Origin of the sequence: Haemophilus parainfluenzae (assembly GCF_014931415.1) — a bacterium.
In the GTDB taxonomy this organism is placed as follows: domain Bacteria; phylum Pseudomonadota; class Gammaproteobacteria; order Enterobacterales; family Pasteurellaceae; genus Haemophilus_D; species Haemophilus_D parainfluenzae_AF.
The window spans coordinates 663,502-678,669 of sequence record NZ_CP063121.1; the positions used below are offsets into that span (position 1 = coordinate 663,502).

Sequence of the window (15,168 nt, forward strand, 5' to 3'; positions counted from 1 at the left end):
AAACACAACATCGAGAATTTTTGAGGTTGTATAGTTAAGTGACTAAGCGTACAAGGTGGATGCCTTGGCAATCAGAGGCGAGGAAGGACGTGCTAATCTGCGAAAAGCTTGGATGAGTCGATAAGAGGCGTTTAATCCAAGATGTCCGAATGGGGAAACCCAGTAGATGAAGAATCTACTATCACTTACTGAATCCATAGGTAAGTGAGGCAAACCGGGAGAACTGAAACATCTAAGTACCCCGAGGAAAAGAAATCAACCGAGATTTCGTTAGTAGCGGCGAGCGAACGCGAAGGAGCCTGTTAGTGATAATGACAGAGACAGAGGAACAAGCTGGGAAGCTTGGCGATACAGGGTGATAGCCCCGTACTCGAAGTCCAGGTCATGGTACTAAGCTAACGACAAGTAGGGCGGGACACGTGATATCCTGTTTGAAGATGGGGGGACCATCCTCCAAGGCTAAATACTCCTGATTGACCGATAGTGAACCAGTACTGTGAAGGAAAGGCGAAAAGAACCCCGGTGAGGGGAGTGAAATAGAACCTGAAACCTTGTACGTACAAGCAGTGGGAGCCCTTTTGGGGTGACTGCGTACCTTTTGTATAATGGGTCAGCGACTTATATTTTGTAGCGAGGTTAACCGAATAGGGGAGCCGAAGGGAAACCGAGTCTTAACTGGGCGTCTAGTTGCAAGGTATAGACCCGAAACCCGGTGATCTAGCCATGGGCAGGTTGAAGGTTGGGTAACACTAACTGGAGGACCGAACCGACTAATGTTGAAAAATTAGCGGATGACTTGTGGCTGGGGGTGAAAGGCCAATCAAACCGGGAGATAGCTGGTTCTCCCCGAAATCTATTTAGGTAGAGCCTTGAGCGGACACCTTCGGGGGTAGAGCACTGTTTCGGCTAGGGGTCCATCCCGGATTACCAACCCGATGCAAACTACGAATACCGAAGAGTGATACTCAGGAGACACACGGCGGGTGCTAACGTCCGTCGTGGAGAGGGAAACAACCCAGACCGCCAGCTAAGGTCCCAAAGTCTATATTAAGTGGGAAACGAAGTGGGAAGGCTTAGACAGCTAGGATGTTGGCTTAGAAGCAGCCATCATTTAAAGAAAGCGTAATAGCTCACTAGTCGAGTCGGCCTGCGCGGAAGATGTAACGGGGCTCAAATATAGCACCGAAGCTGCGGCATCAGTAGCAATACTGTTGGGTAGGGGAGCGTTCTGTAAGCGGATGAAGGTGAATCGAGAGGTTTGCTGGACGTATCAGAAGTGCGAATGCTGACATAAGTAACGATAAAACGGGTGAAAAACCCGTTCGCCGGAAGACCAAGGGTTCCTGTCCAACGTTAATCGGGGCAGGGTGAGTCGGCCCCTAAGGCGAGGCTGAAAAGCGTAGTCGATGGGAAACGGGTTAATATTCCCGTACTTGGATAAACTGCGATGTGGGGACGGAGCAGGTTAGGTTATCGCACTGTTGGATATGTGCGTTTAAGTTGGTAGGTGAGAAGTTTAGGCAAATCCGGACTTCTTTAACACCGAGAGATGATGACGAGGCTCTACGGAGCTGAAGTAACCGATACCACACTTCCAGGAAAAGCCACTAAGCTTCAGGTTTATCTAAACCGTACTGAAAACCGACACAGGTGGTCAGGTAGAGAATACTCAGGCGCTTGAGAGAACTCGGGTGAAGGAACTAGGCAAAATAGCACCGTAACTTCGGGAGAAGGTGCGCCGGCGTAGATTGTAGTCCCTAGCGGGCGAAGGTTGAACCGGTCGAAGATACCAGCTGGCTGCAACTGTTTATTAAAAACACAGCACTCTGCAAACACGAAAGTGGACGTATAGGGTGTGATGCCTGCCCGGTGCTGGAAGGTTAATTGATGGTGTAATCGAAAGAGAAGCTCCTGATCGAAGCCCCAGTAAACGGCGGCCGTAACTATAACGGTCCTAAGGTAGCGAAATTCCTTGTCGGGTAAGTTCCGACCTGCACGAATGGCATAATGATGGCCAGGCTGTCTCCACCCGAGACTCAGTGAAATTGAAATCGCCGTGAAGATGCGGTGTACCCGCGGCTAGACGGAAAGACCCCGTGAACCTTTACTATAGCTTGACACTGAACATTGAATTTTGATGTGTAGGATAGGTGGGAGACTTAGAAGTAGTCACGCCAGTGATTATGGAGTCGTCCTTGAAATACCACCCTTTAACGTTTGATGTTCTAACGAAGATTACGAAACGTGGTCTCGGACAGTGTCTGGTGGGTAGTTTGACTGGGGCGGTCTCCTCCCAAAGAGTAACGGAGGAGCACGAAGGTTTGCTAATGACGGTCGGACATCGTCAGGTTAGTGCAATGGTATAAGCAAGCTTAACTGCGAGACAGACAAGTCGAGCAGGTACGAAAGTAGGTCATAGTGATCCGGTGGTTCTGAATGGAAGGGCCATCGCTCAACGGATAAAAGGTACTCCGGGGATAACAGGCTGATACCGCCCAAGAGTTCATATCGACGGCGGTGTTTGGCACCTCGATGTCGGCTCATCACATCCTGGGGCTGAAGTAGGTCCCAAGGGTATGGCTGTTCGCCATTTAAAGTGGTACGCGAGCTGGGTTTAGAACGTCGTGAGACAGTTCGGTCCCTATCTGCCGTGGGCGTTGGAGAATTGATTGGGGCTGCTCCTAGTACGAGAGGACCGGAGTGGACGCACCACTGGTGTTCCGGTTGTGTCGCCAGACGCATTGCCGGGTAGCTAAGTGCGGAAGAGATAAGTGCTGAAAGCATCTAAGCACGAAACTTGCCAAGAGATGAGTTCTCCCTGTTTTTAAGACAGTAAGGGTTGTTTAAGACTAAGACGTAGATAGGTCTGGTGTGTAAGCGGTGCGAGCCGTTGAGCTAACAGATACTAATTGCCCGAGAGGCTTAACTATACAACGCTCAAGGGTTTTGGGTGTTGGGTAAGACGAGACGAAACTCAGAGACGAAAGAGAAAGTTTTGAGGTTAAATCAGCTTGTTTGGTTGTGAGACACTAGAGATAGTGAGAGCAGAATAGAGAAAAGTTATTAAAGGAATAATCCTGGCGGCGATAGAGCGGTGGTCCCACCTGACCCCATACCGAACTCAGAAGTGAAACGCCGATGCGCCGATGGTAGTGTGGGGCTTCCCCATGTGAGAGTAGGACACCGCCAGGTACTTTTTATTTTGTTAGTTTATTTTTAGAGTAAATTAACAAAATAAAAATTTTGGCAGCAACAGTGCAATGGACCCACCTGAATCCATATCGAACTCAGAAGTGAAACATTGTTACGCCGATGGTAGTGTGGGGCTTCCCCATGTTAGAGTAGGTCACTGCCAATCATACCTCATTTAGCGGAGTGGTAGTTCAGCTGGTTAGAATACCTGCCTGTCACGCAGGGGGTCGCGGGTTCGAGTCCCGTCCATTCCGCCAATTCTTAATACCAATAGGGGCGTAGTTCAATTGGTAGAGCACCGGTCTCCAAAACCGGGTGTTGGGAGTTCGAGCCTCTCCGCCCCTGCCATTATTCCATATCAATTTATCTTTAATTTTTATAAGAATATTGTCTATTTTGCTATTCGTTTTATACTAATTGCATTTTAGTGTTTCAGAGATATTCTTATGCGTTATTCTATTCAAGATTTTATTCAATTAATTGCACAATTACGTAATCCTGATGGCGGCTGTCCTTGGGATCTTAAACAAAATTATGACTCCATGATTCCTTGTTTAACTGAAGAAACTTATGAAGTCATTGATGCCATCCAAAAGAAAGATATTGCTAATTTAAGGGAAGAGCTTGGTGATCTTTTATTACAGATAGTATTTTTCAGTCAGCTTGCTTCAGAGGATGGTTATTTCACATTTGATGATGTCCTTAATGATGTTTCTGAAAAGATTGTACGTCGCCATCCTCATGTATTTGGTGATGCAACAGCTGGAAATGAAGAAGAAGCTTTAGCCCGTTGGAACAGCATCAAAGCACAAGAAAAATCAGCTCAAAAGCAACAGTCTATTTTAGATAATGTTCCAAATGCTTTTCCTGCATTGTTAAGAGCACAGAAAATTCAAAAACAGTGTTCAAAGATTGGATTCGATTGGAATGAACTTGAGCCTGTATTTGCTAAAATTGAAGAAGAATTGAAGGAAGTACGAGATGAGGTCAACCAAACACCTCGCAATCAAGAAAGAATAGAAGAGGAAATTGGGGATTTATTTTTTGCGACAGTCAATTTGTCTCGTCACCTTAAATGTAACGCAGAAGAGGCTTTACGTAAGGCAAATAATAAATTTGAACAACGTTTTCGCAAAGTTGAAGGAAAAGCATTAGAACGAGGCGTATCACTTAAAGATCTTTCTTTAATCGAAATGGATATTCTGTGGGATGAAGTGAAAAAAGAAGAAAAATAACCGAAATGGCAGAGGGTGTTTTCCTCTGCCATTTTTTATTTTATGGAATGGATAAGTAACATATAAGCGCTGATTACTAATAAAATAATACCTAATAGTTTTTTGACTAAGTGCGGTGATAATTTACCTCGGATTTTCATTGAGAAAAATCCGGTTACAAAAGCACTTAGCACAACAATAATCACAATCGAAAAATTGACATAACCAATTTGCCAACCAAAGTGATAAGTCGAGCTTTTTGAAAGATAGCCATAAAGGCTACCTAACCCTCCAATAAACATCATCGCATTGGTATAAGGGGCAATTTGATGGGCTTTAACGGATTTTAATTGTCCAATTAAAGGCGCCATAATTGAGCCACCTCCAATGCCGGTCATGCCAGCAATAAATCCGCCTATAGTTGAAAGACCGATTCCTTTAATCGTGTCATCCGCTGTAGATTGCTGAATTATTGCAGTTTCTTTACTAAAAATAGTACGAATTGCTAATAGGGAAAGTGTGATAACAAACACACTGATGATGGCAATATCAGGTACATAAAAACTGGATTCGAATCCTAGCTGCACACCAATAATCATTCCCACAGACCAAATGAGCATCGCTTTGTAATTAATCGATACTTTTTGTTTGTAAAAATAAATTAAGTTAATAAAGGATGACCCCATGACAATCGTCAATGATGTTGCAGCAATCATTTGTAAAGGGAATTGTGGGAATAAGGTGTAGAGAATAGGTACCATCAATACGCCGCCACCAATGCCAAAAATAGCGGACATTATATTTGTCATCACACCACATAAAATTAAAATAAAAATTAACTGTAAACTCATTTCAAACTCCTTTTTTGTGGGAGTACGGCATTATTATTCTTTTGGATAAATAAATAATTTATGATCTTGCTCATAATTATCTATAAAAACAGACTTTATTTTAATTTTGTGATCCTTCTCACACAATCAGTATGACAATTATCATATGCTCTTTATACACCTAGCAGTAGTCTATAAATGGATATTAATAATGGCTTCTACAAGGAGGAGCGTATGCTATTAACGGTTTCGAGTTTCCTCATCGTAACAGTTTTGGTAGCCTATATTTCATGGCTACGGACGAAAAACGATGATTTAACCACCTCGAAAGGTTATTTCTTAGCGGGACGAGGATTAAGCGGTATTGTGATTGGTTGCTCAATGGTTTTAACTTCACTTTCTACTGAGCAATTGATTGGGGTGAATGCCGTTTCTTATCAAAACAACTTTTCTATTATTGCGTGGACAGTGCCAACTGTGATTCCGCTTTGTTTCTTGGCAATTTATATGTTGCCGAAATATTTGCGTAACGGTTATACCACCATTCCTGAGTTCTTTGAGAATCGCTTTGACCGTCAAACACGTTTGATTATGTCTGGATTATTCTTAGTCTTCTATCTTTTAATCGTGATTCCTACCGCACTTTATACTGGGGCGATTGCCTTTAATAAAATCTTCAATCTAGAAACGATCTTCGGATTAAGCTATGCACAGGCAATTGTCTATACCGTGATTGCTATCGGTGTAGTGGGTGCGATTTATGCAATTTTTGGTGGCTTAAAAGCGGTGGCAGTTTCCGATACTATCAATGCCGTAATTTTAGTGATTGGTGCATTGCTTGTGCCTGTATTTGCATTGCTTTATTTAGGTAATGGTAGCATTTCTGAAGGCTTGAATATTATCACCACCACTCACGTTGAAAAATGGAACGCCATTGGTAGCTCAACAGATTCTACTCCTTGGCCAACAATTTTTACCGGTATTATGGTTGTTCACTTCTTCTATTGGACAACGAACCAAGCCATCGTACAACGTTGTTTAGGGGCGAAGGATTTAGCATCGGGTCAAAAAGGGATTTTAATTGCAGCACTTTTCCTACTCACATTACCGATTATTCTTAATTTACCGGGTTTATTGAGTTTCCATATTTTAGGTGAAGGCTTAAATCCAATTGATACATCTTATCCATTGTTGGTTAATAAAGTGATGCCGACTGCATTGCAAGGCTTCTTTATTGCGGCACTTTTCGGTGCAATTTTAAGTACCTTTAACTCATTCTTAAACTCTGCAGCGACCATTTATTGTAAAGACTTATTACCATCTATCAGTAAAAAACAACGCACCGATCAAGAATTGATCGTCTATGCGAAAAAAGTCTCTACCATTATGGCGATTGTGACCATGATTATTGGACCGCTTTTGATGTTCGGTACAGATGGTATTTTCTTAATCACTAAACGCTTTGCTGGTTTTGTGAATATTCCGATTGTTGCGCTATTTGCTGTTGGTTTATTTAATAAAACAGTTTCTGGCTTGGCTGCACGTATTGCCTTACTTGTACACGTGGTACTTTATTTCAGTATTGTTTGGGTCTTCAATGTGAAAATCAATTTCGTGTATGTAATGGGCGGATTATTCGTATTTGATGTTGTTTTCATGTTGATTCTAGGTCAATTCTTAAAACGTGAACCTTATGTGGAAAATACCATCAATAAAGGCGATGTAGACTTAACCAATTGGAAATACATTAAAGTAACATCTGTTTCATTAATTCTTGGTTTAATTGCGCTTTATGCATTCTTATCACCAATTGGTATTGCTTCACCAGATGGCAATCCAATGTTAGTGTTGGAAGTATATGCGGTATTACAACTCATCGTGTTGATTGTCTTTAGACCAAAAAATGAAAAAACAGAACATCAATTACATCTTTCTAACCAACATTAAGCAGTCGGGCGTACATCACGTACGCCCTTAAAATAGATAAGGATTGTGTATGAACATTATCTATATTTTACTCGACCAAGTGCGAAAAGATATGTTGGGGGCTTATGGTCACCAGATCGTTAAAACCCCGAATATTGACCGTCTAGCTAAAGATGGCGTACGTTTTAATAATGCTTTTACGCCCGCTTCCGTTTGTGGGCCCGCTCGGACTTCGCTCTTTACCGGTTTAATGCCATCTACACATGGCATCATTCGTAATGGTGAAAAAGGCGGTACAGGTGAAGTGAGTGAAGCCGTTCCAAATATTGGTAAACTAGACGGCTATAACACCTATGTTGTGGGGAAATGGCACGTGGGTACAAAATCCGTGCCAGAAGATTATGGCATTAAAGGGCATAACTTTGATGGCTATGGTTATCCGGGCAGTGGTGTGTATAAAAATTTAGTGTTCAACCAACCACCGACACATTCCAATCGTTATAAAGAATGGTTAGATGAAAAAGGTTATGAGATTCCAGAAGTGAGTCGTGCTTATTTCGGGGATAACCCACATTTGCGTGTACAAGAACTTTGTGGTTTGCTTTCAGGCACAAAAGAACAAACCATCCCATATTTCATCATTGATGAAGCGAAAAGTTATATTAGTGAATCACTTGCTGAAAATACACCGTTCTTTACATGGATTAATTTCTGGGGACCGCATACGCCTTGTATCGTGCCAGAACCTTATTATTCCATGTATCGAAAAGAAGATGTGGTACTAGATGAAAGCTTCTTCAAGCCACTAGAAGGCAAACCAGGACACTATCGTACCATCTCTAAAATGTGGGGGATGTGGGAAGCGAGCGAAGATCATTGGAAAGAAGTCATCACAAAATTCTGGGGCTATATTACTTTAATTGATGATGCGATTGGCGAGTTGTTCACTTTTTTGGAAAACAAAGGCATTTATGACCGCACTTTTATTGTGGCAACCGCTGATCATGGTGATGCGATGGGCGCTCATCGAATGATTGAAAAAGGGGAGTTTATGTTTGATACCACTTACAACATTCCGATGATTATTAAAGACCCAAATTCAAACCGCGTTAATCAACAAGATGATAACCTTGTCTATCTCCATGATTTAACCTCAACAGTTTACGATCTCGCTCATCAGCCTATTCCTCAAGCTTTTGAAGGGGAAAGTATTTTACCGATCGTTCGTCAACATCAAGATAATCAACGCAAAGGGATATTGGCTCAGTTAGCAGGGCATTTCGTTTACTTTGAACAACGCATGTGGCACCGTAAAGATTATAAATTAGTGTTTAATGCTTCGGACATTTGTGAGCTTTATGATGTGAAAAACGATCCGGCTGAAATGCATAATTTGTTCTACAAGCCAGAATATGAAGCGGTCAAAAAAGAGATGCTGGAAGAAATGCGTCAAGAAATGAAACGCTTAAATGATCCATTAGAAAATTGGGTATATCGGATTATAAACGAAGTGTAAAACCAATAAAAAATTGACCGCACTTTTAAGGGACGATTATGGAAAATTGCGCAATCAAGCCTACTGAATTGTCACATTGTCAGTTTACTGAGCTGCATCACTTGCCGAAAGGTTCCTTCTTGTATCAACAAGGTGAGTCAGCACATGAATTTTATTATGTGCAAGCAGGCTTGGTTGGCTTATTTCATACCCTTGAAAATGGCAAGGAAAGCTTAGTGCGATTATATTCCAAGGGGGATTATTTTGGTTTTCGAACTTTGTTTTCGATGGCGGATAAACATTATCATTGCAATGCAAAAGTCTTAATTGATGCGGAGATTACTCGCATCAAACCTAATGTAGTGAGTGAATTTTTCACGCATAATACAGTGATGAGCCAATGTTTATTACAGATTTTGGCAGATGAACTACGCGAAGCAGAAGAACGTTTGGCAAAAAGTGCCTATTTGCGGACCTTAGATCGCGTGATGGATAGTTTGTATTTTCTCAAACAACATTTTCCTGATTATAATTGGACATATCGTGAAATTGCAGAATATGCCGGCTGTGAAACTGAAACCGCGATTCGTATTGCAAAAGAACTCAAACAAAATGGCGCATTAGACCGAATATCAGGTCGCAAATGATGTTATAACAAAGGATGGTTGATGTCTGTTTTTCCACCACAAGCTCATTTTCACTTAATGGCGAAACCAAGCAGTTTTCACTGTAACATTCAGTGTGAATATTGCTTTTATTTGGAAAAATCAGAACAGTTTGGGCAACATGCGCCTTTTATGTCGAAAGACACCTTAAAACATTACGTCAAAAACTATATCCAATCTCATGCTGGTAATGTGGTTGAATTTGCTTGGCAAGGGGGGGAGCCGACTCTCTTAGGCTTAGATTTTTATAAACAAGCCATTGAATATCAGCAGGAATTTGCTCAAGGCAAACAGATTACAAACGCCTTTCAAACCAATGGTATTGCTCTTAATCAGCAATGGGCTGCATTTTTCAAACAACATCATTTTCTCATTGGGCTTTCTATTGACGGTTTAAGTGCTGTGCATAATCGTTATCGTATTTCGGGTAACGGTAATCCCACTTTTGAAAAAGTCGTCAAAGCGTTAAATCTGCTACAAGAATATGGTGTGGAATTTAACACCTTAACCGTCATTAACGATCAAAACTGGCAAAAAGGAAGAGAAACCTATTTAGCTCTCAAACAGCTTGGTTCAACTTATATGCAGTTTATTCCTATCGTCGAACGTCATACCCAAACACAATCAGTAACCGATTTTTCAATACCATCAGAAGGCTACGGACAATTTCTTGTGGATGTCTTTCATGAATGGTATGCTCATGATGTGGGAAAAGTTTATGTGTCGCAGTTTGATAATTTGCTAGGACAATGGCTCGGTTATCCTTCCACAACTTGCGTTCATCAACCCACTTGCGGTCAATCTCTTGTCACAGAAGCCAATGGTGATGTGTATGCTTGCGACCATTTTGTGTATCCCGAGTACAAGATGGGGAATTTAACTCAGCAACCTTTAACGGAGATTGTACTTTCCAATAAACAGCAACAATTTGGTTTAGAAAAATCACAAAAATTGACCGCACTTTGTCGGCGTTGCGAGTTTCGTAAACTCTGTTATGGCGGCTGCACGAAACATCGTTTTATTTCTCTCGAAAATGAACCTAATCCACATAATTATTTATGTGCCTCTTACCGTTATTTCTTTGAGCAAACGGCACCTTATATGCAAGCCATGGCTCGTCAAATTTGGTTACATCCATCCGCTGCTTAAGGTAGAATGGTGTCTTTCTATTTTACTTTTTAATTGATATGAATCCTTGGACATTACTCGCTATCTCTATTTGCCTTGAAATCGTGGCAATGAATTTATTAAAAGTCAGTGATGGCTTTACCAAGCTTTTACCCACCGTTGGTTCATTAGCGCTATATGCCATTTCGTTTTATTTTGTCTCCATTGTTTTCCGAACCCTTTCCGTGGGCTTGGTTTACGCCATTTGGTCGGGCGTTGGTATTGTTCTGACCGCTATTGTGGCATATTTCGCATTTGGTCAGAAAATTGATACCGCTGGGCTGATAGGTATGGCGTTGATTATCAGTGGTGTTTTAGTGATTAACTTGTTTTCTCAAACAGGGCATTAATCCTCCAAATGAAATGTGATCAAGCTCACAAATTTTATTTTTCTTCAAAATAAAATTATGTAAGCAATCTATTCACCGCTATAATTCTCCGGCATTTTTAACCGCACTTTGTGCAACTTTAAAGGAAATTCTATGAAAAAATTACTTTGTTCATTATTTGCGCTTTCTGCTGTTAGCACAGCAATGGCACAAGAAGTGAATATTAAATTATTAGGGACCTCAGATGTTCACGGTCGTATCGTACCTTGGAGTTATGGTGCAGACGTAGAGGACAAATCTGGTTCTTATGCACAAATTGCAACTTATGTGAAAGATGTGCGTAAAAATAATAAGAACGTGGTGTTAGTGGAAGTCGGTGATGCGATCCAAGATAACCAAATCGATGTGTTCGCAAAAGATAAAAAATATTACAAAGATCACCCAATTCCAAAAGTATTAAACGAAATGAATTATGATATTTTCGTATTGGGTAACCACGAGTTTAACTTTGGGATGAAAGCATTAGATGAAATCCTAAAAGATATCAAAGCGAAAAAATTAACCGCAAACTTCTATCATAAGAAAAATGACAAACGTTATATCGATGCGACAACCATCATCGAAAAAGATGGCGTGAAGTTAGGGATTATTGGTTTAAGTACCCCAATGTCAGCAAAATTTGAAGAAGATACGGGCAACTTAAAAGACATGAAATTTACTTCGCCGACAGAAGAAGCACGTACACAAGTTGAGAAATTAAAAGCAAAAGGCGTGGATGCGATTATTGCGGTGACCCACATGGGTATCGATAATGAAAACAATATTCCTGATACTGGTATGCGTGATGTCATCAATGCAGTAGATGGTATTGATGTGGTTATCGCGGGTCACATGCACAAAGATGTACCAAGTGAAACCATTAAAAACACATTAATCACTGAACCACACCGTTACGGTACTGTGGTATCTGAAGTGGATTTAACTTTTGATATCAACGATAAAAAAGAAGTGAAATTGGTTAAGAAAGAATCCAAAACCGTTCCAGTTAAAGCACTTGAAGCAGATAAGAAAATTGTGGAAATCTACAAACCTTATCACGAGAAATTACGTGAGTTAAACAACGTAGTAATCGGTCAAACAGCGAATGAAATGGTACCTCAAGAAACTAAACACGGTGTATCTGCTGCATTCTCAAAAGATACCGGTTTATCTTCATTCATTAATGATGTTGAACAACATTACAGCGGTGCAGATGTGGTGACTTTCTCTTTCGACCATCAAAAAGCCCGTATGGATAAAGGTGACATCAAGAAAAAAGACATCATCTTTAACTATCGTTATGCAGGCGGTGATGTCACCGTTTATGAATTGACCGGTAAACAATTGAAAGAATATATGGAATGGTCTGCGAACTACTTCGATACCATCCAACCAGGTGATACTGAATACCGTTACAATGCGGAACGTAAAAAATCAAAATATGTGACTTACGACATTTTCGGTGGCGTAAATTACAAAATTGACTTACGTAATCCAAAAGGTAGCAAAATCGTTGATTTAACCCTTGCTGACGGTAAACCAGTGACAGATGATATGAAATTAAAAGTGGGCATGAACTCATATCGTTTCGCTCAATTAAACGGTAAAGGTGGCATTTGGGAAGGTCAAAAAATCCCAGTACTTTGGGAATCTAAAGTCGCAATGGGCCGTGAAAAAGGCACGATCCAAAATATGATGATCGATTACATCACCAATGTGAAAAAAGGCAAAATCGATGGTCAATCTCACAACCGTTGGGAAATCATTGGATTAAACTAATCGCTCATTTTAAAATACGATAATAACCAACCGCACTTTGAGGCAATTGAATCAAGTGCGGTTATTTTTTTCTTTGTTTTCAGCTAAAACTTGTAAATAATCAAGGTAAAATTAAGCCTAACGTAGTAAACTACAAGGACTTTTATCCTTTAGGAGATGACAAATGAAACCTTATTTAATCGCCCCTTCTATCCTTTCTGCAGATCTTGCTCGTCTTGGTGATGATGTGCAAAACGTGTTGAATGCCGGTGCGGATGTGATTCATTTTGATGTAATGGATAATCACTATGTGCCGAATTTAACCTTTGGCCCAGCCGTGTGTAAAGCTTTGCGAGATTATGGGATTAAAGCACCTATTGACGTGCATTTAATGGTGAAACCAGTCGATCGTATTATTCCTGATTTTGCCAAAGCAGGTGCAGATTACATTACGTTTCATCCTGAAGCCAGTGAACATATTGACCGCTCTCTACAACTCATTCGTGATCACGGCTGTAAAGCGGGTTTAGTGTTTAATCCTGCCACACCATTAAGTTATTTGGATTATGTATTAGATAAAGTGGATGTAATTTTGTTAATGTCCGTGAATCCAGGCTTTGGTGGACAATCCTTTTTACCTTCAACATTGAAAAAATTACAACAAGCTCGTCGTCTGATTGATGAAAGCGGTTTAGACATTCGTTTAGAAGTTGATGGTGGGGTAAAAGTGGATAATATTGCAGAAATCGCCGCCGCCGGTGCAGATATGTTTGTGGCAGGCTCAGCGATTTTTGGTAAACCAGATTATAAACAAATCATTGATCAAATGCGTATGCAATTAGCGTCAGTAAAATAAAAGGTAGTAGTAATGAAGACTCAATTTAAAGTTATCGGTTTTGATTTAGATGGTACGCTCGTGAATAGCTTGCCGGATTTAGCCTTATCAGTGAACTCAGCATTAGCGGATTTTGGTTTTGCACCAGCATCAGAAGCACAGGTTTTAACTTGGATTGGCAATGGCGCACCCGTATTAATTGCGCGCGCGTTAAAATGGACGGAAGAGCAAACAGGTAAGACATTCTCTGAGGCTGAAATCGAGCAAGTGAAAGAGCGTTTTAATGTGCATTATGCTGAAAATCTTTGCAATGTGAGTCGTTTATATCCAAATGTAAAAGAAACATTGGAAACCTTAAAGGCTCGTGGTTATACCTTGGCCGTAGTAACAAATAAACCCACTCGCCATGTTCAGCCTGTATTGGCGGCATTTAGCATCGATCATTTATTCAGTGAAATGCTTGGTGGACAATCATTACCGGCGATTAAACCACATCCAGGCCCATTGTATTATTTATGCGGTAAATTTGGTGTAGAACCTCGCCAAGTGTTATTTGTAGGTGACTCTCGAAATGACATTCTCGCGGCACATTCAGCAGGTTGTCCAGCTGTGGGATTAACTTACGGATACAACTATAATATCCCAATTGCTGAATCAAACCCTGATTGGGTGTTTGACGACTTTGCGAAGTTATTAGAGATTCTTTAATTCATCTTAAAGCGTAAAGTGCGGTCAAAAATGACCGCACTTTTTCTTAAACCTCCCACCAAATCAACGCCCATTTGCGTTGTCCGTGTTTTATCGGTTCATTATTTATTTGTTTTTGTTGATAGAATTGGGTTAAATCTTGTTTTTCTTTTTCGGTGAGATTGCCGAGAGAAAATTCCACAGAATTTAATAAATCCTCAAAGGTTTCACCTTGGAAATGACCTGATTCGGTTTCAATAAAACTGACATTCGCGTGAATACCTTTTTGGTAAAGGCGATTAACTAAATAAATATAAGTTGGAAAGCCCACATCATCACGGCCAATGGCTTCAAATACGCCTTCATCGAGAAAATGACGTTTGGTCACTGAGGTTAAAAAGACGCGTTTTTTAGCCTTGCTTTGCAGCTTTTCAATCATGTCATCCAAATCATCAACCAGCGTAGAACGAGAGGCGAGTATTACATCGGCTTGAGGCACATCATCCCAGTTATCGGACCATGATTTATGTAGAAGGGTAATATTATTCAGTTGATGCTTTTCTTTGTATTGCTGCACCATATCCAACATCCCTTGGCTGTAATCGAGAGCATACACAGCTTGACATTGTTGTGCTAAAGGAATCACAAACGTGCCGGGGCCACAGCCAATATCTAACACCGTTTCATCAGGTTGCACATTCATGACTTTAAGCAATGTCTCGTTATAACGGCTTGGTTTACCCACTAAATTCTCAGCCATTTTAGGCGCTTTTTTATCCCACTTTGTCGCTGGAAGATTATAGTGATTACAGGCTTTCAGATGTTGTTGATAGAGATCGTTGAAATTGATGTCATTGATGATCATAGTGGTGCCCCAAAGTGCGGTTAGTTTTCGGATTGTTTTTAAATTGCTTGATGATTATATGCTTTCTCCCACTTAAAATCATTTGAAAATGATTGACGCAAACGTTTTCGTTTTGGCGTATTTTCCTTTATAATAGCCCGCGATTTTCATCTCAAACACAACTCAA

At 40.7% G+C, this 15,168-nt stretch carries 11 protein-coding genes, 2 tRNA genes and 3 rRNA genes; 14 read left to right on the top strand and 2 right to left on the bottom strand.

Annotated features, from left to right (window positions below):
- Nucleotides 1–32: 32 nt before the first annotated feature.
- From INP93_RS03295 to mazG, 6 genes are all read left to right on the top strand, one after another.
- Nucleotides 33–2,930, top strand: a 23S ribosomal RNA gene (locus tag INP93_RS03295).
- Nucleotides 2,931–3,076: 146 nt separating this feature from the next.
- A 5S ribosomal RNA gene (rrf, locus tag INP93_RS03300) occupies nt 3,077–3,192 on the top strand.
- Between the two features lie 50 nt (nt 3,193–3,242).
- Nucleotides 3,243–3,358: ribosomal RNA gene (rrf, locus tag INP93_RS03305) — 5S ribosomal RNA — on the top strand.
- 14 nt (nt 3,359–3,372) lie between these two features.
- Nucleotides 3,373–3,449, top strand: a tRNA-Asp gene (locus INP93_RS03310).
- Nucleotides 3,450–3,464: 15 nt separating this feature from the next.
- Nucleotides 3,465–3,540, top strand: a tRNA-Trp gene (locus INP93_RS03315).
- A 98-nt stretch (nt 3,541–3,638) separates the two neighbouring features.
- A complete protein-coding gene (gene mazG / locus INP93_RS03320; RefSeq protein WP_197545133.1) occupies nt 3,639–4,427 on the top strand; it encodes a nucleoside triphosphate pyrophosphohydrolase in 789 nt (262 codons plus the stop codon).
- A gap of 35 nt (nt 4,428–4,462) precedes the next feature.
- Here mazG and INP93_RS03325 read toward each other — a convergent pair whose 3' ends face one another.
- Complete coding sequence (locus INP93_RS03325; RefSeq protein WP_111388061.1) at nt 4,463–5,257, bottom strand: sulfite exporter TauE/SafE family protein; 795 nt, start codon at nt 5,255–5,257, stop codon at nt 4,463–4,465.
- Nucleotides 5,258–5,470: 213 nt separating this feature from the next.
- Here INP93_RS03325 and INP93_RS03330 point away from each other — a divergent pair, with 213 nt between their 5' ends.
- The 8 genes from INP93_RS03330 to INP93_RS03365 all read left to right on the top strand — a co-directional run bounded on the left by INP93_RS03330 (nt 5,471) and on the right by INP93_RS03365 (nt 14,158).
- On the top strand, nt 5,471–7,183 hold the full coding sequence (locus INP93_RS03330; protein ID WP_197545134.1) for a solute:sodium symporter family transporter: 1,713 nt from the start codon (nt 5,471–5,473) through the stop codon (nt 7,181–7,183).
- A gap of 49 nt (nt 7,184–7,232) precedes the next feature.
- Nucleotides 7,233–8,678, top strand: a complete 1,446-nt coding sequence (locus INP93_RS03335; protein ID WP_197545135.1) for a sulfatase family protein — start codon at nt 7,233–7,235, stop codon at nt 8,676–8,678.
- A gap of 38 nt (nt 8,679–8,716) precedes the next feature.
- Nucleotides 8,717–9,304: a Crp/Fnr family transcriptional regulator gene (locus tag INP93_RS03340; protein ID WP_197545136.1), complete on the top strand. Its 588-nt coding sequence runs from the start codon at nt 8,717–8,719 to the stop codon at nt 9,302–9,304.
- A gap of 21 nt (nt 9,305–9,325) precedes the next feature.
- The gene (locus INP93_RS03345) at nt 9,326–10,471 is read left to right on the top strand and encodes an anaerobic sulfatase maturase (RefSeq protein WP_197545137.1); all 1,146 of its coding nucleotides are present in this window, start codon (nt 9,326–9,328) and stop codon (nt 10,469–10,471) included.
- A 38-nt stretch (nt 10,472–10,509) separates the two neighbouring features.
- A complete protein-coding gene (locus tag INP93_RS03350) occupies nt 10,510–10,839 on the top strand; it encodes a DMT family transporter (protein ID WP_197545138.1) in 330 nt (109 codons plus the stop codon).
- A gap of 132 nt (nt 10,840–10,971) precedes the next feature.
- Nucleotides 10,972–12,636, top strand: a complete 1,665-nt coding sequence (locus tag INP93_RS03355) for a bifunctional metallophosphatase/5'-nucleotidase (protein WP_049365708.1) — start codon at nt 10,972–10,974, stop codon at nt 12,634–12,636.
- Between the two features lie 163 nt (nt 12,637–12,799).
- Nucleotides 12,800–13,471: a ribulose-phosphate 3-epimerase gene (gene rpe, locus INP93_RS03360; protein WP_193452041.1), complete on the top strand. Its 672-nt coding sequence runs from the start codon at nt 12,800–12,802 to the stop codon at nt 13,469–13,471.
- Nucleotides 13,472–13,483: 12 nt separating this feature from the next.
- Nucleotides 13,484–14,158 carry a phosphoglycolate phosphatase gene (locus INP93_RS03365; RefSeq protein WP_193452042.1) on the top strand — a complete coding sequence of 225 codons (675 nt, stop codon included), beginning with the start codon at nt 13,484–13,486 and terminating at the stop codon, nt 14,156–14,158.
- A gap of 46 nt (nt 14,159–14,204) precedes the next feature.
- Here the strand turns inward: INP93_RS03365 and INP93_RS03370 are convergent, their stop codons facing one another.
- Entirely contained in the window at nt 14,205–15,002 is a 798-nt protein-coding gene (locus INP93_RS03370; protein ID WP_197545139.1) for an SAM-dependent methyltransferase, read from the bottom strand.
- Nucleotides 15,003–15,168: the final 166 nt, after the last annotated feature.

Excerpts from the sequence above, each read along its gene's own strand:
- INP93_RS03370 (WP_197545139.1), bottom strand. The coding sequence starts at position 15,002 with ATGATCATCAATGACATCAATTTCAACGATCTCTATCAACAACATCTG.
- INP93_RS03350 (WP_197545138.1), top strand. The coding sequence starts at position 10,510 with ATGAATCCTTGGACATTACTCGCTATCTCTATTTGCCTTGAAATCGTG.
- INP93_RS03335 (WP_197545135.1), top strand. The coding sequence starts at position 7,233 with ATGAACATTATCTATATTTTACTCGACCAAGTGCGAAAAGATATGTTG.
- INP93_RS03365 (WP_193452042.1), top strand. The coding sequence starts at position 13,484 with ATGAAGACTCAATTTAAAGTTATCGGTTTTGATTTAGATGGTACGCTC.
- rpe (WP_193452041.1), top strand. The coding sequence starts at position 12,800 with ATGAAACCTTATTTAATCGCCCCTTCTATCCTTTCTGCAGATCTTGCT.
- mazG (WP_197545133.1), top strand. The coding sequence starts at position 3,639 with ATGCGTTATTCTATTCAAGATTTTATTCAATTAATTGCACAATTACGT.
- INP93_RS03340 (WP_197545136.1), top strand. The coding sequence starts at position 8,717 with ATGGAAAATTGCGCAATCAAGCCTACTGAATTGTCACATTGTCAGTTT.
- INP93_RS03355 (WP_049365708.1), top strand. The coding sequence starts at position 10,972 with ATGAAAAAATTACTTTGTTCATTATTTGCGCTTTCTGCTGTTAGCACA.
- INP93_RS03345 (WP_197545137.1), top strand. The coding sequence starts at position 9,326 with ATGTCTGTTTTTCCACCACAAGCTCATTTTCACTTAATGGCGAAACCA.
- INP93_RS03330 (WP_197545134.1), top strand. The coding sequence starts at position 5,471 with ATGCTATTAACGGTTTCGAGTTTCCTCATCGTAACAGTTTTGGTAGCC.
- INP93_RS03325 (WP_111388061.1), bottom strand. The coding sequence starts at position 5,257 with ATGAGTTTACAGTTAATTTTTATTTTAATTTTATGTGGTGTGATGACA.